The organism is Shewanella spartinae, assembly GCF_019457555.1.
Taxonomy (GTDB): domain Bacteria; phylum Pseudomonadota; class Gammaproteobacteria; order Enterobacterales; family Shewanellaceae; genus Shewanella; species Shewanella loihica.
In genome coordinates, this window is sequence record NZ_CP080418.1 from 3,912,709 (window position 1) to 3,937,179 (window position 24,471).

Sequence of the window (24,471 nt, forward strand, 5' to 3'; positions counted from 1 at the left end):
AACTAAATGGGGGCGAACGGGTCTACTTTCAAGTCGGACGGCTTTTTAGCGAATTTATCCCAGTGACAAACTTGGGATAAGCTCACTATTTTAGCAATAGCTTAATGCAAGTCGCCGACAAAACACGTAAAGTAGCTAACGCTCACGATACCCTTGTGAGCCAGTATAACCCGGTTACCTTAACACCCAATTAATGACCATACAGGGTAATAGCAACAGATGCAGGAAAAATGTCTACTCGTCACCACCAGCTGCCCGAACAATGAAACGGCCAGCACCCTGGCCCGCGCACTAGTGGAAGCCAAGCTGGCGGCCTGTATTCAGATCTCCGCCCCCGTCACCTCACTCTACACCTGGGAGGGTGAAGTGTGTCAGGAGACAGAGGTATGCCTGCAGATAAAATGTCTCGCCCGTCATTACGACAAGTTGGAGCAACGCCTCTTGTCGCTGCACCCCTACCAAGTTCCCGAGCTGATCGCCACAGAGATCCACACAGGTTCGGCGGCTTACTTAGCATGGATAAAAGAAACCTCACTATCATGAAGAAAATACTGTTCCTCTTCCTCTCGACCCTGCTGTTGATCGCCCCCGGGGCGCAAAGTGAAAGCCTGTTCAGCAACAGTAAGTTTGATTTTCTTAAAGATGAACCTCAGCTGATGCCTGTGGATCAGGCCTTCGTCTTCGATGCCCAACAAGAGGGCAACCTGGTCAAGATCAGCTGGGTGATCGCCGACGGTTACTACCTGTATCGCGACAAGCTCAAGTTCGCCGCCGACGGCGCGACCCTGGGTGAGATCCAGCTACCTAAGGGCAAGGCTCACAACGATGAGTATTTCGGCGAGCAGGAGGTCTACTACTCTTACGTCGAGGTGCCTGTGGCTCTCAAGGAAGCCACGGCCGAGGCCAACATCAGCGTGACCTTCATGGGCTGCGCCGAGGGTAAGCTCTGCTTCCCGCCCACCACACGTAGCGCGTCCCTGACTCAGGTCGCCGCCAATGCAGGTCTGCTGCCAGAGGCGATGAAAGCGACACCAGTTGCGACTGAAACTGCAGGAAGCCAGACGCCTATCACCCAACAGGATTCTCTCAGCCAGATGCTATCTGGCGACAACCTGCTGTGGACCCTGGTTATCTTCTTCGGCCTGGGCATAGGCCTGGCGCTGACTCCCTGCGTCTTCCCCATGTACCCGATCCTGTCTGGCATTATCGTCGGCCAGGGCGAGAAGCTCTCTACCGGCAAGGCCTTCAGCCTCTCCATGGTCTATGTACAGGGAATGGCGATCACCTATTCGCTGCTGGGGCTTATCGTCGCCTCCGCGGGCATGAAATATCAGGCCGCATTGCAACACCCTGCCGTGTTGGTGGGGCTGGCGATCCTCTTCTTACTGCTCAGCCTCTCAATGTTCGGCCTGTACGAGCTACGCCTGCCATCGAGCTGGCAGGAGAAGATGAATCGCTTCTCTAACAACCAAAAAGGCGGCAACGTCTTGGGCGTGTTTGTCATGGGGATCATCTCGGGTCTGGTGGCATCCCCTTGCACCACGGCGCCGCTATCGGGCGCCCTGGTCTATGTGGCGCAAACGGGCGACCTGATGCAAGGCTTCCTGGCCCTCTATGTGCTCAGCATGGGCATGGGTCTGCCGCTGCTGATCATCGGCTCATCGGGCGGTAAGCTGCTGCCACGTGCCGGCGCCTGGATGGATGTGATCAAGACGGTGTTCGGCTTCCTGCTAATTGCCGTCTCTATCCTGATGATAGGCCGTATCTGGACCGGACTGGTGTCGGATCTGCTGTGGGCCCTGTGGGGCGTCAGTCTGACTGCTTACCTGATGCATCAGAACAAACTCACCGAGTTTAACTGGAAACAGACGGTGCGCTCCGTACTGCTGTTGATGACCCTGCTGGGCAGCTTCTCCTACGGCTTCCAGGCCGTCATGACCAGCCTGGGCTATGAGACCCAAACCGGTGCGGTAAGCCATAAGGTGAGCCACAAGACCATCAAGAGCCTTGAAGATCTGCAGGCCGAGGTGGCCGCCGCCAGTGCCCAGGGTAAGCCTGTGATGCTGGATCTCTACGCCGACTGGTGTGTAGCCTGTAAGGAATTTGAGAAGATCACCTTCGTCGACCCAGAGGTGCAGGCTCGTCTGTCGCAGATGGTGTTCCTCCAGGCCGACGTGACCAAAAACGATGCCATCGATATCGAGCTACTTGAGCACTACGAGGTGTTGGGCCTACCTACCCTCTTGATGTTCGACGCCAAGGGCGAGATCCGCGACGAACTGCGCGTCACCGGCTTCATGAAGCCTGCGGAGTTTGCCGCCCACCTGGATCACCTGCTAGCCAAGTAAGCTCAGTCGGCCTTAAGCTACCTAAAAACCTCCTACGGGAGGTTTTTTATTAGGGGCTAAAAGATAGCTCGCTCATCAAAGTTTTCATTTATAGTTAACCCAATTCCTATACAATCAGGGGTATACCTCACGGACCTCTAGGAGCAACATGGAACCCGCCATCCTCATCATCACCTTAGCCTGTGGCATGCTTGTCAGTCGTATCGGTTTACCGCCACTCATAGGTTATCTGATCGCGGGCTTCGTGTTATTCCTCTTCGGCATCGACGAGAGCAGCCTGCCCCTATTGGAACAGCTGGCGGAGCTGGGTGTAACCCTGCTGCTGTTTGCCATCGGCCTCAAGCTGGATATTCGTAGCCTGTTTAAGGCCGAGGTGTGGGCAGGATCCAGCCTGCACCTGATGGGATCTATCATCTTCCTGGTGCCCCTGCTTAAGCTGCTCGGCCTGCTGGGGCTGGAACAATTGAGTGGACTGGCGTTCAATCAGCTGACCCTGCTGGCCTTCGCGCTAAGCTTCTCCAGCACCATCTTCGCCGTCAAGGTGCTCGAAGATAAGGGTGACATGCAGTCACTCTATGGCCGTGTCGCCATCGGTATTCTGATCATGCAGGATATCTTCGCCGTCGCCTTCCTCACCATCTCCAAGGGGGATATTCCCTCCATCTGGGCCCTGGGACTCCTGCTGCTGCCTTTCGCCAAGCCGCTCATATACAAGGCGTTCGACAAGGTCGGTCACGGCGAGCTCCTGGTGCTCTTCGGCCTGGTGATGGCTCTGGTGGTGGGTGCCGGTCTATTCGAACTGGTCGGCCTCAAGCCGGATCTGGGCGCGCTTATCATAGGCATACTACTGGCGGGTCACGCCAAGTCATCTGAGCTGGCCAAGTCGCTCTTCTACTTCAAAGAACTGTTTCTGGTGGCCTTCTTCCTCACGGTCGGTCTCAACGGCCTGCCGAGCTTCGCCGACATCGGTCTGGCGGCCCTCTTGGTGCTTATCGTCCCAGTGAAGATAGTGCTCTTCCTCTATCTGCTGACCCACTTCAGGCTGCGTTCGCGCACCTCCTTGATGACCTCCTTCAACCTGGGCAACTACAGCGAGTTTGGCCTGATCGTCGCCGCCGTGGCCACCAGCAAGGGCTGGCTACCCGGGCAATGGTTGGTGATCCTAGCAGTAGCCCTCAGCCTCAGCTTTTTGTTTGCCGCGCCGCTTAACGCCGCCTCGGCCCGCCTGTATCAGAAGTTTCAGAGCCGGTTGCAGAAGCTGGAAAGACACCCGCTACACCCCGAAGACAGACAGATCCCCGTGGGCAACCCCCGCTTCCTCATCCTGGGGATGGGGCGTATCGGTAGCGGTGCCTATGACGAACTGGCCAACCAGTTTGACGGTGAGATCCTGGGGATAGAACACAAGCAAGATCTGGTGGACTTCCACCGCCAACAGGGACGTAACGTAGTACAGGGCGATGCCTCGGATACCGACTTCTGGGAGAAGCTGGACAGGGCGCCGAATCTCGAGCTGGTGCTGCTGGCCATGCCCCACCACGCGGGTAACCAGTTTGCGGTGGAGCAACTAAAACGCCTAGATTATCAGGGCAAGCTGAGCGCGATCGTGCAATACAGCGAGGATGCCCAATCCCTCAAGGCCGCCGGGGTGCACAGCGTGTTCAACCTCTACGAGGCCGCCGGCGCCGGTTTTGTCGAGCATGTGGTTTGCGAGCTCAAGTCCGGCAAGCAGCACGAGGCCGACATCGCCGTAGAGACCCAGGAGACCACAGGCTAGCCCTAACTGCGCTCAAACCATAGATTGTATACATTATTCTAAATATCTTGTATTGTACTTGCCATCCTGCGATAAGATGGGAAGTACAATACTGTGCCGACAAAAAAACAAAAAACTAATCAATACAATACTTTCGGAAACATACTCAAGACCAGTCTCTGCCTATTGGCTGGCGTGACCGCTCAGGTCAGCGCCGCGGGCTATGACATCTGGCTCTATCCCTTAGCCAAACAGGCCGAGGCCCCCCACTGGCGACTCGGCGAGCCCATCAGGGTCAGCGACCGCACGGGTTACGACAACCAGGCGGCATTTGGCCCCAAGGGCAAGCAGCTGGTGTTCGCGTCCGATCGCGCAGGTGTTCATAACGACATCTATCGATTCGACATCGACACGGGCGAAATAACCGCCCTGACCCACACCCCAGAGATCAGCGAATACTCGCCTCAGCTAAACTCACAGGGCATTACCTCTGAGCTCCTCACCTATGTGGCCGAGCAGGGCGTGCCCCACCAGAGTATCTGGCGGCAGTCACTGCATGATGAAACCGCTCCCGAGCGCGCGGTAAACAGCCTGATCCCAGCAGGTTACTATGCCAGGCTAGAGGGTATCGGCACCCTGATCTGGGCCAGATATGGCTATAACCTCTACTATGAGCCAGTCGGCGAAAGCGCCGACGAGCGCCACTTCGTGGTGAGCGATGTCGGGCGCAGCCTGCACGCCCTGCCGAGTATCAAGCAGTTCAGCTACCTTAAGAAACGTATGGACGGCGAGCGAGTGGTCACCCTGTTCGACCCAAAATCTCGCAGCCACACGCCGCTTATCGACCTGGGCCAGGGCAGTGAAGACTATGCCTGGAGCAGCGATGGCTGGCTGTTTAACCTTGAGGGCACTGTGCTTCGCGCCTGGCCCTACGCCCCGTTAGCAGGCACACATGAAAGAATGACCAAGATACCGCAGCAAGAGCTGCCCGGTTGGCAGGCGGTAACTAAGCTTGCCCCGCCGACGCCGCACCATCAGAGCCCTTCTCGTATCGCCATCAGCCCCACTTTGGATTTTATTGCCATCACCTGGCAACGTAAGGACACGCCACAATGATCAACCGCTTCTCTCTGCTACAGAGACTCTCCTATACACTTGCATTCCCCCTAGTCTTTGGGCTAGTAATCTCCAACCCGGCGTTTGCAAGGGATCGCTGGCAGGATCACACCCTATTTGAGATCAACAAGCTGGCGCCCCATGCCAGCTTCTTCGGCTATGAATCCGAGCCCCTGGCGCTGTTAGATGAGATGGAACTCAGCCAGCATTATCTGGCTCTCAACGGCCGCTGGCGCTTTCATCTAGCCAAGAATCCCGATGCCACACCCAAAGAGTTCGCCGCTCCCGAGTTTGATGCCAGCCACTGGGGCAGCATACAGGTGCCGGGCAATTTCGAGACCCAAGGCTACGGCCACGCCATCTACCTCGATGAGCGCTATCCCTTCGACACGAAGTGGCCCGATGCACCAAATGATCACAACCCCACAGGCCTCTACCGCAAGACCTTCACCCTGCCCGCCCATTGGCAGCAAAAACAGGTGTTTATCCACATAGGCGCGGCGCGTTCGGCCCTCACCCTGTTCGTCAATGGCCGTGAGGTCGGCTACAGCCAGGGCGCCAAGACCCCGGCTGAGTTCGACATTACCCCCTACCTGCAAGCGGGCGACAATCTTGTCGCCATGCAGCTTATCCGCTGGAGCGATGCCAGTTACCTGGAAAGCCAGGATATGCTGCGCATGACAGGGATAGAGCGCGAGGTCTACCTCTATGCCCCCCCCAAGCAGCGCATAGAAGATATCCAGGTTATTACTCATTTAAACGAGGATCTCACCCAAGCCGAGCTTGCCATCAGGGTAAATCTCACCAGCCACCAGCCAGAGGTAAGAGCCCTTGAATTAGAGGCGCGCCTGTTGGATCCCCAGGGCAAGCAGGTCGCGAAAGATAACCAGCGCCTGAGCCTGAAAGGCGATGCCAAGCTCGACTTTAGCCAGACCCTAAAGCATCCCAAGCTGTGGAACGCCGAGATGCCGAATCTGTACCGGCTCATCTTGACCCTCAAGACTGAGGCGGGAGAGACGCTTCAGGTTGCCAGTCAGCAGATAGGCGTGCGCAAGATCGCCATCGAAAATGGTCAGCTTAAGGTCAACAACAAGGCGATCACCATACGCGGCGTGGATCGCCACGAGACAGATCCCCAAACCGGCCATGTGGTCAGCCGAGAAACCATGGAGCTGGATATCCGCCTGATGAAGCAGAACAATATCAATGCGGTGCGCTCCAGCCACTACCCCAATCATCCCTACTGGCTCAACCTCGCCGACCGCTACGGCCTGTATGTGATCGATGAGGCCAACATAGAGTCCCACCCGCTGGCGATAGACGACAAGACCCAGCTGGGCAACGAGATGAGCTGGCTGCCCGCCCATCAGGCACGTATCGAGCGTATGGTCGAGCGCGACAAGAACCACGCCTCGGTGATCATCTGGTCTCTGGGTAATGAGGCCGGTGAAGGCAAGCTGTTCGAGCGCCTCTACCAGTGGATAAAGCAGCGGGATCCCAGCCGCCCGGTGCAGTATGAACCGGCGGGCGAGGCGCCTTACACAGATATCGTCGCCCCCATGTATCCCTCCATCGAGCGGATACGCGAATACGCCGAGCGCGCCAGCGACCGACCGCTGATCATGATCGAGTACGCCCACGCCATGGGCAACTCTGTGGGCAACCTGCAAGACTACTGGGATGTGATAGAGGCCTATCCCCAACTACAGGGCGGCTTCATCTGGGACTGGGTGGATCAGGCGCTGGCCTTCACCAACGATCTAGGTCAGAGGTACTGGGCCTACGGTAAGGACTATCACCCCGATATGCCCACCGACGGCAACTTCCTCAACAACGGCCTGGTGGATCCCGACCGTAATCCCCATCCCCACTTGAGCGAGGTGAAGAAGGTCTATCAACCCATCAAGTTGAGAGACTTTAAGATTGAGGGTGATAAGGCCTCAGTGAATCTCATCAACGGCTTCGACTTCGCCTCCACATCTGGCCTGAGCCTGAACTGGACGCTGCAGCGAGATGGCAAGATCATCGCCAGCAAGCGCCAGGCCATGCCGACACTCTCCCCTGGCGAGCAGGCCCGGGTGAGCTTCAAGCTGCATAGCAAACAAAGCTTAAGCGCCCCCTTCGAGTATCACCTGCTACTCGAGGTACTGGTCGATACCCCTAGACCCCTGCTGCCGAGCGATCACCGCATCGCCTTCGAGCAGTTCGCCCTGCCGCGCTACGCGGCTAAAACCGCTTACCAAGTAAAGAAAAACCAGGCCAAGATAAGCGAAGATAGCGACAGCTATCGCCTCATCTCGGGTGAGCTGAGCTATGAGTTTGATAAGCGCAGCGGCTGGCTGACCCAGATCTACCAAGAGAGTGAGCCTCAGCTTAAGGCGCCTCTGGTGGCCAACTTCTGGCGCGCGCCAACCGATAACGATCTGGGTAATCAGATGCCCGAGTGGGCCAGCGCCTGGCAAGACGCGGCAAAGCAACTTAAGGTCAGTAAGATAGCAAGCGACTCCGCACTCGGTCTGACCATCAGCCAGAGCCATCCCGAGATGGGCTTTAGCCTGCGTACCCGCTACAGCCTGGATAATGCAGGGCGCCTGGCTATCGACAGCCAATTTATCCCTGGGAATAAGCCGCTCGCCGATCTGCCCCGCTTCGGCTTCAGCACCAGGCTAGGCTTTGAGCACAGATACCTGAGTTACTTTGGCCGCGGCCCAGAGGAGACCTATGCCGATCGCCAGTCGGGCAATCCCCTGGGCTGGTATGCCCTGCCAATCGAGCAAACCTATCACAGATACCCAAGACCCCAGGAGACGGGCCAGCGCACCCAGGTGCGCTACGCCGCGGTGACAAATCATCAGGGTCAAGGATGGCTAGCGATCGCTAACCAGGCCCAAAGCGGAAATAAGGCAGGAGAGTTGTCCGGAGATCAGGGCAGCAAGGAGGCAGATGAGGTCGCCACCCTACAGACCAGCCTCTGGCCATTCGCCCAGGCCGACATAGATTTTCGCCGCGGCGATGCCCAGGACTCGGCCTCAGGTCTGGTGGCCGTCACCCGCAACCACGGCGCCGAGATCCCGCTCAGGGAGTTCGTCACCTGGAATATCGATTACCGCCAGATGGGCGTCGGCGGTGACACCTCCTGGGGCCGTCCTGTGCACGGGCCCTACCGCATCAAGGCCGAGCCGATCCGCTTCGGCTTTACCCTGATGCCAGTGGGCAGCGATGACGATATCAGCAACCTGGCAAGACAATAACAATAAGGAAGCAAGCAGATGGAACAGACAATACAGGTGGCGATCTTCGTCGCCCTCACGACGCTGGTCGCCCTGATCACCTATCTTAAGTGTCGCAAGGTGACCCGCGACGCCAACGACAGCCGCGACTACTTTCTCGCCGGCGGCGGCCTGAGCTGGATAGTGGTCGCAGGCTCCTTGATGATGACCAACATCAGCGCCGAACAGATCGTCGGCATGAATGGCGCCCAAACTCTGCTGGTCGCCTGGTGGGAGATCGCCGCCGCAATCGGTCTGATCATCCTGGCCAAGTGGCTGATCCCCATCTATTACCGCTACAACTGCACCACCACCACAGAGCTGCTGGAGCGTAAGTATCAGGACAAGGGAATCCGCGCCATGGTCTCTGTGCTCTTCATGCTGGGCTACGCCTTCATCCTGCTGCCCGTGGTGCTCTACACAGGTTCGCTGTTTATGAAGTCCATGTTCGGCCTCTCCATCTCTGTCACAGTGCTGGCGATCATCTTTGCCGTGGTGGGCGCCATCTACGCCATCTTCGGCGGCCTGAGAGCCATCGCCATCTCAGATACCCTCAATGGCCTGGGGCTGATCCTGATGGGGCTGGCGGTCTCCTATCTGGCGATGCACGCCGTGGACTGGGATCTCTCCGGCGTCCCGTTGGAACGCCTGACCCTGATCGGCGATAGCCAGTCAGATATTCCCTGGTCGACCCTGCTCACCGGGATGATCTTCATCCAGATCTTCTACTGGGGCACCAACATGGTGATCACCCAGCGCGCCCTTGCCGCCAAGTCGGTGAAGGAGGCGCAGAAGGGTCTGTACGCCGCCGTGGTGATGAAGCTGATCATCCCGGTGATCGTGGTGCTTCCGGGCATAGTCGCCTTTAAGCTCTATGGCGATGTGGGCGACGTGGCCTACGGCAAACTAGTGGGCGACCTGCTGCCTAGCTGGCTCTCTGGCGCCTTCGCCGCGGTGATCGCCGGCGCCGTGCTCAGCTCCTTCAACTCCTGCCTCAACTCGGCCGCCGCCCTCTACACCTGCGACATTCACCAAAACTACATCAACGCCGATGCCGACGTGCGCAAGATAGGCACCCGGGTCGCTCTACTGTTCACCCTGATCTCGGTCGCCCTGGTGCCCCTGTTTGCCCGCTCCGAGAGCATCATAGCCCTGCTGCAACAGCTCAACGGCCTCTACTCGATGCCGGTACTGGCGGCCTTTATCTGTGCGCTTGTCTTCAAAAATGTCAGCGCCAAGGCGATAAAATGGGGGCTGGTCTTCGGGGTCTTACTCTATGCCCTGTTCACCTTCGTCTGGAGCCCGCTGCACTTCATTCACCTGATGGCGATCACCCTGCTGGCGACCATACTGGTTACCCTGGTCTTGAGTCGCCTGTTTGCCCAGCCTGTCATCGCCCCCGTCGCCGAGCCAACCCTGGACTAAGCTATTTGACCAGAGCAAACAGACCCGTTCCAGGTTTTCCCTGCCGAGCCCATGATGGCTCGGCAAGTGGCCAAGATAAAACATCTGATTAACACTAGAGCCAGTCGGCGATATTTTCCCGATCCCAGCTGACAAATCTCAGTTACATCAATGACTGAGACATGATATAAAAATGACAAGGATGACTCATGGTTGTTACCACCATGAACAAGACTGCCCACAGGGGCAGAGAACGCTAACTTTTTCTGAGAAGTTCAACACCAATGTCGAATACCGCACAGCGCGCCAATAAACTTTTTGTGCAGACCTTTGGTACCACGGCCGATGACCTGTATCAGGCGCCGGGCCGGGTTAACCTGATCGGCGAACATACAGATTACAACGATGGGTTCGTCCTCCCCGCCGCCATCAACTTTAGAACCGTTATCGCAGTGAAACAACGCGACGACGACAAGTTCCGCGCCGTATCCGACGCCTTTCCCGGCAAGATCTACACCTGGCACTTCGGCCAGGAGGGTGAGATGGACCCCAACGACAGCTGGATCAATTACCTCAAGGGCTTTACTGCGGCGGTATCGGCCAGCGGCTTGCCTGCCAAGGGGATGGATCTGGCGGTCGTGGGTAGCGTCCCCCTAGGGGCTGGCCTCTCCTCATCGGCGGCCCTGGAGATCGCCTTCGGCACCGCGCTCAACGATTGCAGCCAGCTCAGGCTATCGCCGCTGGCGGTGGCCCAGATGGCCCAGCGCGGCGAAAACCAATATGTCGGCTGCGCCTGCGGCATCATGGATCAGATGATCAGCGCCATGGCTCAAGAGGAGCATGCCCTACTGATCGACTGTGAAGATCTCGACTGTGAGCCAGTGCCCATCCCCGAAAGCCTGAGCCTAATCATAGTCAACTCCAACGTCCCCCGCGGACTGGTGGACAGCGAATATAACCTGCGCCGTGAGCAGTGCGAGCAGGTCGCCGAGCATTTCGGCATCGAGAGCCTACGTCATCTTGAGCTGCGTACCCTGGAAGGGGCCAAGGATGAGCTGCCGGAGGTCTGTTACCGCCGGGCGCGCCATGTGCTGAGCGAAAACCGCCGCACCCAAAATGCCGCCCACGCCCTGGAGGCGGGTAACATTGCCAAGCTGAGCGAGCTCATGGCCCAGTCGCACCAATCGATGCGTGACGACTTTGAGATCACCGTGCCCGAGATCGACAAGCTGGTCGAGATCATCGACGCCGTGGTTGGCGATCGCGGCGGCGTGCGCATGACGGGTGGTGGCTTCGGCGGCTGCGTCGTGGCACTGGTGGATCACGACCTTACCGACGCCGTGGTCGAGGCGGTCGAGCGCCAATATCAGGCGGCGACAGGCCTGGAGCCCAGCGTCTACCTCTGCTCTGCAAGCCAGGGCGCCTCAAGGTTGGACGAGGAGCTCTATTAATCGCTGAGCCTTAGGCGTAAATCGCTGTTTAGAATACGTATTCATGCCCTCGTCCAGGGGCGAGATAATACAATAGGATCCCAACTTTAATCGCTTAAGGAAAAGATTATCATGGTACGTTTTCGCCCGCTCGATGCCTGGAACGATCCCCGTGGTGGCCAGATTGAACGCATCATCATAGACAACGGCACCCTGGCCATCGAGGTGCTTAGCCTCGGTGGCATTATCCGCTCCCTCTGGGCGCCGGATAACCAGGGCGAGCGTGGCAATATCGTACTGGGCTGCGACAGCGCCCAGGATTATCTGACCCAAGACGCCCACCTGGGCGCCATCGCCGGACGCTATGCCAACCGCATCTCAGGCGCCCGCCTGAGCCGCGATGGTCAAGCGTTCAGCCTGGACAACAACCATCAGGACAACTGCCTGCACGGTGGCCGCGAGGGCTTCAATCGTAAGCAGTGGCATATCGGCCAACTCAGCGATGGCGTGCGCCTCAGCCTGTTCAGCCCGGATGGCGACATGGGCTTTCCCGGTAACGCCAATATCCAGCTCGACTACCGCCTGGTGGGCAACAACCTCTATGTGGAGATCCTCGCCAGCACAGATAAACCCTGCCCCATCAGCCTGACCCAGCACAGCTACTTCAACCTGGAAGGCGCGAGTGAGCGCAGCAGCCTGGGGCATATCATCCAGAGCGACAGCCAGCATTACCTCACCACAGATGAGCAGGGGATCCCGACAGATGTGACTCGGGTAGCCGGTACGCCGCTGGATCTCAGCCAGGGACAGTCCCTCGCGAGCCTCAAGACGGCGCTGGAAACCGAGCCGACAAGGGGCATAGATCACTGTTACCTGACGCCCAACCACGACGGCAAGGCCCTGAGCCGCTTCGGCACTGTCAGCGCCCCGGCCTCAGGCAGACGCATGACCCTCTACACCAATCAACCAGGAGTGCAGATCTACGGCAGTAACTTCCTCGAGGGCACCCTTGGCAAACAAGGGCAGAAACTGGCCTCATATCAGGCGGTATGTATCGAGCCACAGCAGCTGCCCGACGCGCCCAATCAGGCACACCTAGCGGGCACGCCTTGGCTGATGCCGGGCGAGGTGTATCACCACATGAGTCGCTATCAGTTCGATCTCATCAAATGAGATGCTAACGGGAAGAGAGATAAGAGAAGTAAAAAAGATTTAGGTAGGGGTTCCAGAGGGACCGGAACCTCTTACCTAAGGATGGCGGCGAACTAAGCAGGAGTCCTGGCAGGTTGCCTAGTTGCGGTCGTCATCGTCAGACCAATCATCATAGCCGTCGTCCAGGCTATCGACTTCGAGTTCGACATCATCATCGTCGTCATCGCTGGTGCCTTCTTCGGCGTCCACCTTCACCTTCTTAGGCGCTGGTGCAGGTTTAGCATGAATCGCCTCAACCCAACCGGCATGCTGCTGCATGAAGGCGGCTCGGGTAGCTAACCAGTTCGCGTCATATTCAGCTTTAGCGGCCTTAAGTTCCTCTTCCGTAAGGTCATGCAGGTTCACCTTAACGATGTCCTCGGCATATTCAATCACGGCATCTCTTACCGTGTTATAGAGATAAACTCGTCCCGCCGTGGCTTCGGGAAACTCTTTGTCGTGAATGAGGATAGTATTACCTCGAGCCGTACGAAGTTCACCATACCAAACAGGTTCTTTAGACGTGTCATACATATATGCTAATACCCTTAAATCAACACATACCAATATAAAATTATAAAGCTGACAACAGTTAGCTTAGTCACTGCCATCGCCACAAACGCCTCTGGACAATAGCCCACACATTTTTAATAAATACCGCCAGAAATCAATAGCCAAATGGATCTATTTTATTTAATTGCTATCAAAATGTTCACTCGGTAGATACTAGTAACGAATTTAGCCGATCAAATCAGTTATTCAAGTTTTTTCTAACCTACTTTATACCAAAGTTAACGGACCGCTCAGCCCCCATGAGCGCGCGGCTTGTCACACCCGTTGACGGCTAGTCATTCGCCACCTTGAGCACCAGCTTTCCTCTGTGTTGCCCCGACTCCATCAGGGCGTGGGCCTTGGCCGCATCACCCAGCGCAAACTCGGCAAACAGGTGAGGCACCAGGCTGCCGCCCTCCTGGGTGTCGAACTTAGGCCACACCTGCTCACGCAGGCCATCGGCGATCGCCTGCTTGGCCGCCACCGATTGCGGCCTCAGGGTCGCCCCCGTCCAGCAGATACGCTTAGCCATCAAGAGCGCCACATCCACCTCGGCGCGCCTGCCCCGCTGCAGGGCTATGGTGACCAAGCGCCCCTCGATCGCCAGCACCTTGAGGTTAAGATCGATTAGGTCACCCGAGGCCATATCCAGCACCAGATCCACCCCATGAGGCACCACCGCCTTTATCTGAGCCAGCAGATCCTCGTCGTGGTAGTTAAAGCCGTGGTCGGCCCCCAGGGCGAGGCAGTAGTCAATCTTCTCCTGACTGCCGCAGGTGACCAGCACCTTAACAGCGAATTGTTTCGCTAAGGTGACCGCCGCCGAGCCGATACCGCCCGAGCCGCCATGAATAAGCACTGTCTCACCTGCCTTGAGGCCGCCGCGCATGAACATGTGTCCCCACACGGTGAAGAAGGTCTCGGGCAGGGCAGCCGCCTGGGCCATGGTCACTCCTGTGGGAATAGGCAGGCAGTGTACCGCCCAGGTCGTCACATACTCGCCATAGCCACCGCCGGGTACCAGGGCGCACACCTTGTCCCCCAACTGCCAGCCGGTCACCTGCTCGCCCATGGCCACCACTGTGCCAGACACCTCCAACCCCAAGATCTCGCTGGCACCGGTTGGCGGTGGATAGAGGCCGCGGCGCTGGGCGACATCCGGGCCATTCACCCCGGCATATTCCACCTTGATCAGCAGCTGATCCGGCGCTATGGCAGGCAAGGGACTCTGCGCCAACTCCAGCACCTCGGGCCCACCTGGGGCGTTAAATTGCACATGGGTATAGTGTGTGGGAAGCATTGACATAGCGGCTCCTAACATTAGCGGGCGTTAATGCTGTCGAGGCTAGCGCGAAATGGGTGAATTGGGCAAGCCTTAGCCGTCATCCTTATACGCCTTGGGCGACAAAAACAAACAGCAGCTCACAAATATCTTTACCATTAGTAAGTTAGATATAAAAGATTTGTCGCCCCGCCAGAGCTTTATGTTATGGTGTTAAAGTGCCAGCAGGCTTTACGCCCATTTATCACCTAAGCTTAAAGTCCGATATGCTGCGATCTGTTATCACCAGAAGGGGCTGCACCTGCGATGAATGTAGACTTTATCAATCCTTTTCTCGATTCCCTGCTCAATGTGCTCAAGACCATGGCCAACATGGAGCTCAAACCCGGCAAACCTAACCTGAAAAAAGATAACCTGGCCAAGGGCGATGTGTCAGGCCTGATCGGCATGGTCGGCCCTCAGACCAAGGGCTCGCTGTCGATCACCTTCGAAGAAACCTTGATCTTAGAGATCATGAACAAGATGTTGGGGGAGAAGCCGGAGAGCATAGACGAAGAGGTGACGGATCTGGTGGGCGAGCTGACCAACATGGTGACCGGTGGCGCCAAGAATCTGCTGAGCGATAAGGGCTACGAGTTCGATATGGCGACCCCAATAGTGGTGTCGGGTAAGAACCACACCATAGCCCACAAGTCGGACGGGCAGAAGATCATCATGCCCTTCAGCAGCATCTACGGCACCGCCTACATAGAGATCTGCTTCGAAGGCTAACCAGCGCAGCATTACTCAAGTAATGATTAGAAAGGCTGGTTCACCATGACCCAGAACTGGCTTTCCTCCTCGCCGATGGCGAGATCGGTACGCACCACCACACCTTCCACCTCGAAACGAATACCGGCGCCGAAGCTGGTTTTCATCTGGCTGTGCAGGCTATCTAAGGCAAACTCATCGCTCACCTTGCCCGCCTCGACAAATGCCGTCCATTGCCACCAGGGAATATCGAACCAGCGAAACACCGGCAGGCTCTGCAATGGCTGCCACTTGGGCTCTAGCCGATATTCGGCCGCATATAACAAGGCGCTGCGGCCGGTGAACTGATCGCCGCTGTAACCACGCAGGCGCTTAAAGCCCCCCAGGCCCACCCCGGCAAATCCAGGCGGACGCCCGTTGGTCTGACTGTTCGGGTCATAGTCGTTCCAGGTAGGGGTGTCGGCGAGATAAAAGTTAAAGGCCAATACCCGACTGTCGAACCAGCCAGATTGCCCAAGGGACAGGTAGAGGCTCTGCTCAAACTCCCAGGTGGTCCAGCTCTGACGCTTGCTGCTGCCCCAGTCGCGGGTCAGGGTCAGGCTGGTGCGCCCGCCCTGTTTGCTGTTCTCGCGATCGTCGCGGTTGTCCCAGGCAAGCTCAAGCTCAAGCCCCCGCGCCGATTGTGGCAGCGACTCATATCCCTCCAGGCGTTGCTCGGTAAAGAAGGGAGTCAACTCTATGCTGCTCACCCCAGAGGTGAGTGGGTTCCATTCGTGACTGCCTAAGGGTGCGCTTCGCAAACTAGCGGCCGCGCCCTTGGCGCCTCGTCCCCAGGGCAGCACATATTTAAGGTGCAGCCTGGCAAAGGATTCATCCCCCTGAGTCACCACCCTCTCAGGCGCATCGGCGGCGCGTCCAACCTCTTGCCCTGGGATGTAAAAGATCCCTTCTGTGTAGCGGGCGCGGTAATACTCACCGGAAAACAACCAGCTATCCACACCCGGCAGCTGATAGTCGTTGGCGCCAAGATAGGTAACCCAGGAGTCGTTGGCCGTGCCCAGCCCCAGGGCAAACAGGGAGGCCTGACGCTGACCGGCATGCTTGACCACACCAGCGGCGCCCACTGAGGTACTCAGGCTCTCGGTGGCGAAGATGAAGGGCACGGCCACATACTCGGCCTCGGTGCCATCATCGCTGCTTACCTGAACCTGAGGCGCCAGGTCATCGCTGGCCAGTGCCTGCTGGGTGGCTAAGGCGAGCAAGCCTGTAAAAAACAGACGGCTAGCCCGAGAAGCTAGCCGCGTGAGAGATATTTTCGCCATCAACAACTTAGTCATCTGATCATTCTAGGCAGACGGCGACACGGGGGGTCAGCTTAGTCACCAGCTCGTAGGCGATAGTGCCGATATGCTCGGCCACCTCCTCGACCGGCAGCGCCTTGCCCCAGAGCACGGCGGTATCGCCCACCTTGTCTGTGGCATCTAGGCCGAGATCCACCGTCAGCATATCCATGGAGACACGTCCCACCACGGGCACCAGGCGGCCATTGACCCAGACTGGGGTGCCTTCTGGGGCGTTACGGGGATAACCATCGCCATAGCCGATGGCCACCACGCCTAGCTTGGTGTCTTGTTTGGCGCGCCAGTAGCTGCCATAGCCAACGGGATCGCCAGCCTTATGATCCCGCACCGCAATCAGCTGAGACACCAGCTCCATGGCGGGCTCCAGACCATGATTGCGACCGAGATCGCCGACCACAGGCGATACGCCATAAAGCGCGATTCCGGGGCGGATCCAGTCCGCCTGAGTCGCCTGCCAGTAGAGGGTCGCGGCCGAGTTGGCCAGGGTGCGATCGCCCGGCAAGTTCGCCGTCATCTGCTCGAAGCGGCGCGCCTGCTCTGCGGTAGCCGGATTATCCGGCTCATCGGCGCAGGCAAAATGGGTCATCAGATTGATGGGCTTGGCCACGTTGGGACAGGCCTGCAGGCGCTGATAGATAGCCTCAAACTGATCTAGGTTAAAGCCCAAACGATGCATGCCGGTATCTATCTTCATCCACACAGTCACCGGCTTGGCCAGACTGGCGGCCTCCAGCATCTCGAGCTGCGACTCGTGGTGCACCACGGTATCGATATCATGCTCGACCAGGGTCGCCACGTCGCTTGGGCGAAAGAAGCCTTCCAGCAGAAGCAGCTTGGCATTCACGCCACCGGCCCTGAGCTCCAGTGCCTCTTCGAGGCGCGCCAGGCCGAAGCCGTCGGCGCTGGCCAGGCAGTGGGCCACATTCAACAGGCCGTGACCATAGCCGTTGGCCTTCACCACTGCCATCACCTTACTCTGGGGGGCCAGCTGGCGTAATCGCTTTAGGTTGGTTTTCAGCGCATCGCCGCTGATCTCTGCTCGGGGAAAGGGTTTCAAACAATAACCTTAATGTTAATGGCGTCGAGACTCGATGAGGGTAACGCAAAATAGCGACCCATAGGGCTAATTAAACCAAGTTTAATCTCACCCTATGAGCTTAGTCGGATTAATCTTCTTCGAACTGCGGACCGGCGTAGTTATCGAAACGGGAGAACTGGCCCTGGAAGGTCAAACGTACCCGGCCGATGGGGCCGTTACGCTGCTTACCTATGATGATCTCCGCGGTGCCCTTATCTTCGGAGTCGTCGTTATACACCTCATCACGATAAATAAACATGATCAAATCCGCATCCTGCTCAATAGAGCCAGATTCACGCAAGTCGGAGTTTACCGGGCGCTTGTCGGCGCGTTGCTCCAGAGAGCGGTTGAGCTGCGACAGGGCGATCACAGGGATCTCGAGTTCCTTCGCCAGCGCCTTGAGCGAGCGGGAGATCTCGGCGATCTCCAGGGTACGGTTGTCGGACAGAGCGGGCACCTGCATCAGCTGAAGGTAATCGATCATGATCATCGACAAACCGCCATATTCGCGGGCGATACGTCTGGCGCGGCTGCGCACCTCGGTCGGTGTCAGGCCCGAGCCATCGTCGATATACATCTTGCCCTGCTCCAACATGATCCCCATGGTGGAGGAGACGCGCGCCCAATCGTCATCGTCGAGCTGACCCGTACGTATCTTGGTCTGATCCACCCGGCCCAGAGAGGCCAGCATACGCATCATGATCTGCTCAGAGGGCATCTCCAAGCTGAAGATGAGCACTGGCTTGTCTTCATGCAGCGCCGCCTGTTCACACAGGTTCATGGCGAAGGTGGTCTTACCCATAGAGGGACGCGCCGCGACGATGATCAAATCGCCCGACTGGAAACCCGCGGTCATGCGGTCGAGATCGTTGAATCCACTGGACACCCCGGTCACACCGTTGTGAGGGTTGTTGTACAGCTCCTCGATCTTATCTACCGTCTTCTCGAGGATAGTCTTAATCCCCTCGGGGCCCTCGTTGGCGTTGGCGCGCTGCTCGGCGATCTTAAATACCTTGCTCTCGGCCAGATCCAGAAGCTCGCTGGAGTTACGCCCCTCGGGGTTAAAACCGGCGTCGGCGATCTCGTTGGCCACCTTGATCATCTCGCGCACCACGGCGCGTTCACGCACGATGGCGGCGTAGGAGAGAATGTTACCCGCGCTCGGGGTGTTCTTGGCGATCTCGCCCAAATAGGCGAAACCACCGGCATCTTCTAAGTTATCTTCCAGCTCCAGCTGTTCGGAGACGGTGATCAGATCGATCGGCTGACCCGCGGCTACCAGGGCCTCCATGGCGGTAAAGATCATCTTGTGGGAGCGGGAGTAGAAGTCATCCTTCACCACGGCCTCGGCCACCTTATCCCAGGCATCTGAATCCAACATCAAGCCACCGAGCACAGACTGCTCGGCCTCAATCGAATGGGGCGGCATCTTCAATGCGTCGATCTGTATATCTCTAGGCTTTTTCTTAGCCTGAAATCCACCTTGCTGTGACATTAACTCTCCAAATTTCCAACGATTAGGCAAAATATGATATAAAACCCGGGTCAAGCAGAAACAGGCCTCTCACCTGTTCGTCCTACAAACTTACACATAATAATTAAGGAATAAACATGCGCAAAGCATTGGTTGCAGCCTTAATGCTGTCATCTGGCGTAGTGATTGCCGATGAAGGGCAATGGCAACCGTATCAAATGCCTTCGATCGCCGACAAGCTGAGCGAACGCGGTATCCAAATTCCAGCAAAACAACTCGCCGATCTGACCCAATATCCGATGAATGCAGTTGTCGGACTGGGGTATTGTACCGCCAGTTTCGTGTCCCCCCAAGGGTTAGTTGTGACGAATCACCACTGCGCCTACCGCGCGATTCAATACAACAGCAAGAAAGAGCACAACTACATCGCCGATGGCTTCCTGGCGCGCAAACAAGCGGACGAACCTTCTGCCGGCCCTAACGAACGTCTCTACATCACAGAGGCGGTCACCAACGTGAGCGAGCAGGTCACCAAAGAGCTCAGCGACGACCCGCTGAAACGCTACGAGGAGATCCAGGCCAACCGTAAGGCACTGATCAAAGAGTGTGAGAGCGACGACAACTATCGCTGCTCGGTGCGCAGCTTCCACAACGGTCTGGAATACTATCTGATCAAGCAACTGATCATTCGCGACGTGCGCTTGGTGTACGCGCCACCTAAGAGCGTCGGCTCCTTCGGCGGCGATATCGACAACTACGAATACCCACGCCACTCGGGCGACTTCACCTTCCTGCGCGCCTATGTGGGCAAGGATGGCAAGCCAGCGGCCTACTCGCCTGACAACGTGCCCTTCAAGCCTAAGAGCTACCTGAAGATCAACGCCGACGGCGTCAAGGCGGGCGACGGTGTGTTCGTGGCCGGATACCCGGGCTCGACCAGCCGCTACCGCCTCACCAGCGAGCTAAAGTTTGCCAGCGACTGGCTCTACCCTACCCTGGCCAAGCGTTATCAGCAGCGTATCGACACCATAGAAGCCATGGGCGCACAGGACGCAGGCGTTAAGATCAAGTACGCAGGCACACTGGCCTCTATGGCCAACCGCATGAAGAAATATAACGGTCTGCTCGACGGTTTCAAGGCCACCGACATCGCTGGCATCAAGCAGGGTCGTGAAGACGACTTCCGCAAGTGGCTCACCACAGACGCCCAGTATCAGAGCTATCAGGCCAAGTTCGACCAACTCGAGACTCTGTTAGTTGAGCAGCGCCAGGCGCAGCAGACTCACTACTTCTTCGAGAACGCCCAATCGAGCGATCTGCTCTCTGCGGCCAACCGCCTCTACCGTCTGGCCAAGGAGAAGACCAAGCCTGATGCCGAGCGTGAAGAGGGCTACCAAGAGCGCGACATGAAGATGTTCAAGGCGCGCCTCAAGCGTATCGACTCAAGCTTCGCCATCAGCGTCGACAAGACCTTATGGCTACAGGATCTCGACGCCTATCTGGCCCAAGACAACCGCGTGCCAGAGCTGGATGCCATGCTGAAATCGGACGATGCAGAGGTGAGCCTGAGCGACAAGCTGGACGGCCTCTACTCGCTGACCGGCCTCACCAATCAGGATGAGCGCCTGGCCTGGATGGACGCCGATGTGAAGGCATTTGAAACCAGCGCCGATCCTTTCATCCGCATCGCCGTGGCCCTGTACGACACCAACCTGGCCCAGGAAAAAGCCAAGAAGACCCTGGCCGGTAAGCTGTCTAAGGCGCGTCCTGGCTACATGGAAGCGGTTATCGCCTACTACAAGGCCAACAACTGGCCGGTATACCCGGATGCCAACGGCACCCTGCGTATCACCTACGGCATGGTGGATGGTTACCAGTCGAAAGATGCCCTCTACAAACAGCCCTTCACCCGCCTGGAAGGCATAGTCGCCAAGCACACGGGCGTCGAGCCGTTCGATGCACCTCAAAAGGTGCTGGATGCCATCAAGGCCAAGCGTTATGGCAGCCACAAGGTCGAGTCTGTCTATCAAGACCCAGCCTCTTGGCTGTGCCGCCTCTTCTCTTGCCTGGATAAGCCGGAAAGCTTCGGCTCTGTGCCGGTGAACTTCCTCTCCAGCGTAGACACCACAGGTGGTAACTCGGGCTCTCCTGTGTTTAACGGCAAGGGCGAACTGGTGGGGCTAAACTTTGACTCTACCTATGAGGCCATCACCAAGGACTGGTTCTTCAACCCGACCATCACCCGCGCGGTGCATGTGGATTTCCGCTACATTCTCTGGATGATGGATGAGGTGGATCACGCCGACAACCTGATGGGCGAGCTGGACTTAGTCAGAAACTAGTCAGAAACTAGTCCTACGTCAGAGCGTTTACCCAATCGACAAATACCCGGCCTCGCCGGGTATTTTTTTACTTGTCGCTAACTCGGCAGTGGCATAGGTTAATAAGATGGACATCAAGATGAGGCATAGGACGAGGCATAGGATGAGCAGCCCATTAGGCGGATATTATCTCGCGGCCCAACAACGAAGAATACAAGCCCTGCAGCGCCAGCGCAGCACACCTAAGTGCCGCCTCAACTTCACCCTCACAGGCGACGACCGACCGCTTATTGCCCAGTGCCTCACCCTCGAGCCAGGCGAGAGTGATCTTGGTAATCAGGCAGTGACTATCCGGCTTTGCGCAAGCTTCACCCCGACGGGCCTGCTTAAGGTGGTGAGTGACATCTACCTATGCGCTGCGGATGAACCTCGCCATATCGGCACGCAAGAACTCTATCTAAGCCCGAATGCCCCCGTGACTAGCCTGGTAGCAGGCAACCCTCACTATCGGCTAACGCTGATGGCCACACAATTTGCACAGGATAAATCAAACCAAGCCGAATAGCGGCGAGAGCAGCTAGCGGTTATTTCAGGCATAAAAAAACACCGCACTAATCAGATTAGCGCGGTGTTTCTTTTAATCGTTTAAAACTGTGTATTAGTCTTCTGCAACAACAGAAAGTTTAACAACAGCCTTAACTTCAGCGTGAAGCTGAACGTCGATTTCGAATTCACCAGTAGCGCGGATAGCACCTAGTGGAAGACGAACTTCGCTCTTAGCCAGTTCAACGCCAGCAGCAGTTACTGCATCAGCGATGTCACGGTTACCGATTGAACCGAACAGCTTGCCTTCGTCGCCCGCTTTAGAAGCGATAACAACAGCTTCAAGAGCAGCCAGCTTCTCAGCGCGCTCAGTAGCAGTTGCTAGTTCAGCAGCTAGCTTAGCTTCTAGTTCAGCACGACGTGCTTCGAATACTTCAGTGTTAGCAGCGTTAGCAACTACCGCTTTACCTTGAGGTAAAAGGAAGTTACGAGCATAACCAGCTTTAACTGACACTTGGTCACCCAGGTTGCCTAGGTTAGCGATTTTATCAAGTAGAATAACGTTCATTATTAATTCCTCTAAATTGATGCGCTATTACTGATGTAGATCAGTGTAAGGCAGTAGAGAAAGATAACGAGCACGCTTGATAGCGCGAGCCAGTTGACGTTGGTATTTAGCGTTTGTACCAGTGATACGGCTAGGAACAATTTTACCACTTTCAGTGATGTAGTTCTTTAGAGTAGCGATATCTTTGTAATCGATCTCAGTAACGCCTTCTGCAGTGAAACGGCAGAACTTGCGACGACGGAAATAACGTGCCATTTTGACAGTCTCCTAAGTTTTCAATTCGACATTTTCAGCGTGTAATACCAGGCGGTTTTGACCATTGCGTCCTCTCTGGAGGGCGATGAAACCTTTTACCTCAATATCCACACCGGTTTTCAGTTTGTCTGTGATGCTGTTAAAGCGTTCGCCACTTAATATCACTTGCATCTGGCAGTATACGTTTCTCAGCATCTCTGCTTCATAAACCTGCGATTTGTGTTCCAGCATGATCACACAATGTGGGATGCCTGCCGGGCTACTAAAGCTTCTGGACCGGGTTATGGTTCCAGATAACACCAAGTGATTGGTGGCCACAAATAAACTTACTCTGCTGCGTTTTCAGCGGCTTCTTCAGATACTTCAGCTTCTACAGCTGAACGCTCTTCGCTAGAACGACGTGCTTCACGCTCGTCTTTCGCTTTAGCCATTGGAGAAGCTTCGGTGATGGCACCCTTGGTACGCATAACCATGCTACGAAGAACAGCGTCGTTGAAACGGAAAGCTGTTTCTAGCTCTTCAACCGATTCTGCAGTCGCTTCTACGTTCATCAGAACATAGTGAGCTTTATGCAGTTCGATGATTGGGTAAGCCAGTTGACGACGGCCCCAGTCTTCTAAACGGTGGATTTGACCGCCAGCTTGGGTAAGGATACCCGTGTAACGTTCGATCATACCTGGCACTTGTTCACTCTGATCAGGGTGAACTAAAAATACGATTTCATAATGACGCATTTTTTGCTCCTTACGGTTATCTAGCCTCGTTGTTGGCTCAGTCAGACCAAATGGAGGCAAGGAACTAAATAAAGTGACTGAATTAAGCCGCGGAATAGTACATGGTCACACATCAAAACTCAAGCAATATCTTTCGTGATTCACTTTGCCCATCGCCCAGTGAAACGGTATGATAGTCCGCTGTCATTTTTGTGTTCTAGACGCGTGCAAAAAATAAAAATAATGTTAAGAGCAACAAGTTTATTTATCACACTCGGCCTCAGCCACAGCGCCTGGGCATTGGTGCCCCCGGACTATCAGGAACCCCCCAGCGACTTCTCTGCCGAGATAGAGGCCGGGTTGCAGATCAACACGGGTAACACAGAATCCAGCAGCTTCAACGGCCGCACCAAACTCGTCTACGACACAGACAAGTTTCGTCAGGAAGGAGTCTTCAAGGCCTACTTCGCCTCCGACTCGGAAAAGACCACTTCGGAGAAGTACGACGTCCAGCTCCAGTCGAGCTACAAGATCTACTCAGGCTATATCTTCGCCCGCGGTGATTTCACCGAAGACAGATTCGGTAGTTATACCCGCATCTCCACCGTGTCGACCGGTTATGGTTTCGACGCCATCAGCGACGACAGCACTAAGCTGAGTCTCGAAGTCGGCCCAGGTTATCGATACAACCTGCCCCAGGTAAGCGAGTCGGTACCCGACCCCGAGGCCGATCGCGAGATCATTCTGCGTACCGCCGCCAAGTTCGAACAGAAGATCCACGAATACACCAGCTTCAACGCCGACCTCACTGCCGAGACCGGCGAGGCCAACAACACAGTCACCCTGGACATGAGTTACAAGAACACCCTATTTCAGGACTGGGCGTTTAAAATAGGCATGAACATCAAGTACACGGAAGTGGTACCAGAAGGATCGAAGCAGACGGATACTGTCACTACCTTTAATCTGCTTTACACCTTTAAATAAAGGTTTGCGAACCTTGATGGGCACAAGGATTCAATGCTGCCTATATAGGTGAAGCGCTGCTTCAATGGTTTTG

At 56.4% G+C, this 24,471-nt stretch carries 21 protein-coding genes; 12 read left to right on the plus strand and 9 right to left on the minus strand.

The window, feature by feature from the left end:
- Positions 1-219: 219 nt before the first annotated feature.
- The 8 genes from cutA (at position 220) to K0I31_RS16920 (ending at position 12,496) form a co-directional block, all read left to right on the plus strand.
- On the plus strand, positions 220-543 hold the full coding sequence (gene cutA / locus K0I31_RS16885) for a divalent-cation tolerance protein CutA (RefSeq protein WP_220079131.1): 324 nt from the start codon (positions 220-222) through the stop codon (positions 541-543).
- The gene (locus K0I31_RS16890) at positions 540-2,348 is read left to right on the plus strand and encodes a protein-disulfide reductase DsbD (RefSeq protein ID WP_220079132.1); all 1,809 of its coding nucleotides are present in this window, start codon (positions 540-542) and stop codon (positions 2,346-2,348) included. The genes cutA and K0I31_RS16890 overlap by 4 nt, the downstream gene beginning before the upstream one ends.
- A gap of 148 nt (positions 2,349-2,496) precedes the next feature.
- Complete coding sequence (locus K0I31_RS16895; protein ID WP_220079133.1) at positions 2,497-4,125, plus strand: cation:proton antiporter family protein; 1,629 nt, start codon at positions 2,497-2,499, stop codon at positions 4,123-4,125.
- Between the two features lie 93 nt (positions 4,126-4,218).
- Positions 4,219-5,220 carry a TolB family protein gene (locus K0I31_RS16900; protein ID WP_220079134.1) on the plus strand — a complete coding sequence of 334 codons (1,002 nt, stop codon included), beginning with the start codon at positions 4,219-4,221 and terminating at the stop codon, positions 5,218-5,220.
- Positions 5,217-8,471 (plus strand): glycoside hydrolase family 2 TIM barrel-domain containing protein, encoded by a 3,255-nt coding sequence (locus tag K0I31_RS16905; protein WP_220079135.1) that lies wholly within the window; start codon positions 5,217-5,219, stop codon positions 8,469-8,471. Before K0I31_RS16900 ends, K0I31_RS16905 begins: the two co-directional genes overlap by 4 nt.
- 18 nt (positions 8,472-8,489) lie before the next feature.
- Positions 8,490-9,914: a solute:sodium symporter family transporter gene (locus K0I31_RS16910; protein ID WP_220079136.1), complete on the plus strand. Its 1,425-nt coding sequence runs from the start codon at positions 8,490-8,492 to the stop codon at positions 9,912-9,914.
- 263 nt (positions 9,915-10,177) lie between these two features.
- On the plus strand, positions 10,178-11,344 hold the full coding sequence (gene galK / locus K0I31_RS16915; RefSeq protein ID WP_220072326.1) for a galactokinase: 1,167 nt from the start codon (positions 10,178-10,180) through the stop codon (positions 11,342-11,344).
- A 111-nt stretch (positions 11,345-11,455) separates the two neighbouring features.
- Positions 11,456-12,496, plus strand: a complete 1,041-nt coding sequence (locus K0I31_RS16920; protein ID WP_220079137.1) for an aldose epimerase family protein — start codon at positions 11,456-11,458, stop codon at positions 12,494-12,496.
- Positions 12,497-12,613: 117 nt separating this feature from the next.
- Here the strand turns inward: K0I31_RS16920 and K0I31_RS16925 are convergent, their stop codons facing one another.
- On the minus strand, positions 12,614-13,048 hold the full coding sequence (locus K0I31_RS16925) for a hypothetical protein (protein WP_144202743.1): 435 nt from the start codon (positions 13,046-13,048) through the stop codon (positions 12,614-12,616).
- Between the two features lie 310 nt (positions 13,049-13,358).
- Complete coding sequence (locus tag K0I31_RS16930; protein ID WP_220079138.1) at positions 13,359-14,372, minus strand: NAD(P)H-quinone oxidoreductase; 1,014 nt, start codon at positions 14,370-14,372, stop codon at positions 13,359-13,361.
- A 282-nt stretch (positions 14,373-14,654) separates the two neighbouring features.
- Between K0I31_RS16930 and K0I31_RS16935 the strand changes: the two genes are divergently transcribed.
- The gene (locus K0I31_RS16935) at positions 14,655-15,119 is read left to right on the plus strand and encodes a chemotaxis protein CheX (protein ID WP_011867071.1); all 465 of its coding nucleotides are present in this window, start codon (positions 14,655-14,657) and stop codon (positions 15,117-15,119) included.
- Between the two features lie 26 nt (positions 15,120-15,145).
- Here the strand turns inward: K0I31_RS16935 and K0I31_RS16940 are convergent, their stop codons facing one another.
- The 3 genes from K0I31_RS16940 to dnaB form a co-directional block, all read right to left on the minus strand.
- Positions 15,146-16,435 carry a BamA/TamA family outer membrane protein gene (locus K0I31_RS16940; protein WP_220079139.1) on the minus strand — a complete coding sequence of 430 codons (1,290 nt, stop codon included), beginning with the start codon at positions 16,433-16,435 and terminating at the stop codon, positions 15,146-15,148.
- Positions 16,436-16,439: 4 nt separating this feature from the next.
- On the minus strand, positions 16,440-17,516 hold the full coding sequence (gene alr / locus K0I31_RS16945; RefSeq protein WP_220079140.1) for an alanine racemase: 1,077 nt from the start codon (positions 17,514-17,516) through the stop codon (positions 16,440-16,442).
- Between the two features lie 109 nt (positions 17,517-17,625).
- Entirely contained in the window at positions 17,626-19,032 is a 1,407-nt protein-coding gene (gene dnaB / locus K0I31_RS16950) for a replicative DNA helicase (protein WP_011867074.1), read from the minus strand.
- Between the two features lie 116 nt (positions 19,033-19,148).
- On the opposite strand from dnaB, the gene K0I31_RS16955 reads away from it, so the two are divergent.
- Together K0I31_RS16955 and K0I31_RS16960 are read left to right on the plus strand one after the other, a co-directional pair.
- Positions 19,149-21,353: a S46 family peptidase gene (locus tag K0I31_RS16955; RefSeq protein WP_220079141.1), complete on the plus strand. Its 2,205-nt coding sequence runs from the start codon at positions 19,149-19,151 to the stop codon at positions 21,351-21,353.
- A gap of 142 nt (positions 21,354-21,495) precedes the next feature.
- The gene (locus K0I31_RS16960; protein WP_220079142.1) at positions 21,496-21,897 is read left to right on the plus strand and encodes a hypothetical protein; all 402 of its coding nucleotides are present in this window, start codon (positions 21,496-21,498) and stop codon (positions 21,895-21,897) included.
- A 93-nt stretch (positions 21,898-21,990) separates the two neighbouring features.
- On the opposite strand, the gene rplI is transcribed toward K0I31_RS16960, so the two are convergent.
- The 4 genes from rplI to rpsF are packed head-to-tail and all read right to left on the minus strand — an operon-like array spanning position 21,991 to position 23,432.
- On the minus strand, positions 21,991-22,443 hold the full coding sequence (gene rplI / locus K0I31_RS16965) for a 50S ribosomal protein L9 (RefSeq protein ID WP_011867077.1): 453 nt from the start codon (positions 22,441-22,443) through the stop codon (positions 21,991-21,993).
- A gap of 27 nt (positions 22,444-22,470) precedes the next feature.
- Positions 22,471-22,698 carry a 30S ribosomal protein S18 gene (gene rpsR / locus K0I31_RS16970; RefSeq protein WP_011867078.1) on the minus strand — a complete coding sequence of 76 codons (228 nt, stop codon included), beginning with the start codon at positions 22,696-22,698 and terminating at the stop codon, positions 22,471-22,473.
- Positions 22,699-22,710: 12 nt separating this feature from the next.
- Positions 22,711-23,016: a primosomal replication protein N gene (priB, locus tag K0I31_RS16975; RefSeq protein WP_144202728.1), complete on the minus strand. Its 306-nt coding sequence runs from the start codon at positions 23,014-23,016 to the stop codon at positions 22,711-22,713.
- Positions 23,017-23,024: 8 nt separating this feature from the next.
- The gene (gene rpsF / locus K0I31_RS16980; protein ID WP_011867080.1) at positions 23,025-23,432 is read right to left on the minus strand and encodes a 30S ribosomal protein S6; all 408 of its coding nucleotides are present in this window, start codon (positions 23,430-23,432) and stop codon (positions 23,025-23,027) included.
- 222 nt (positions 23,433-23,654) lie between these two features.
- On the opposite strand from rpsF, the gene K0I31_RS16985 reads away from it, so the two are divergent.
- Positions 23,655-24,398, plus strand: coding sequence for a DUF481 domain-containing protein (locus tag K0I31_RS16985; protein ID WP_220043398.1), 744 nt, complete (start codon positions 23,655-23,657; stop codon positions 24,396-24,398).
- Positions 24,399-24,471 lie beyond the last annotated feature (73 nt).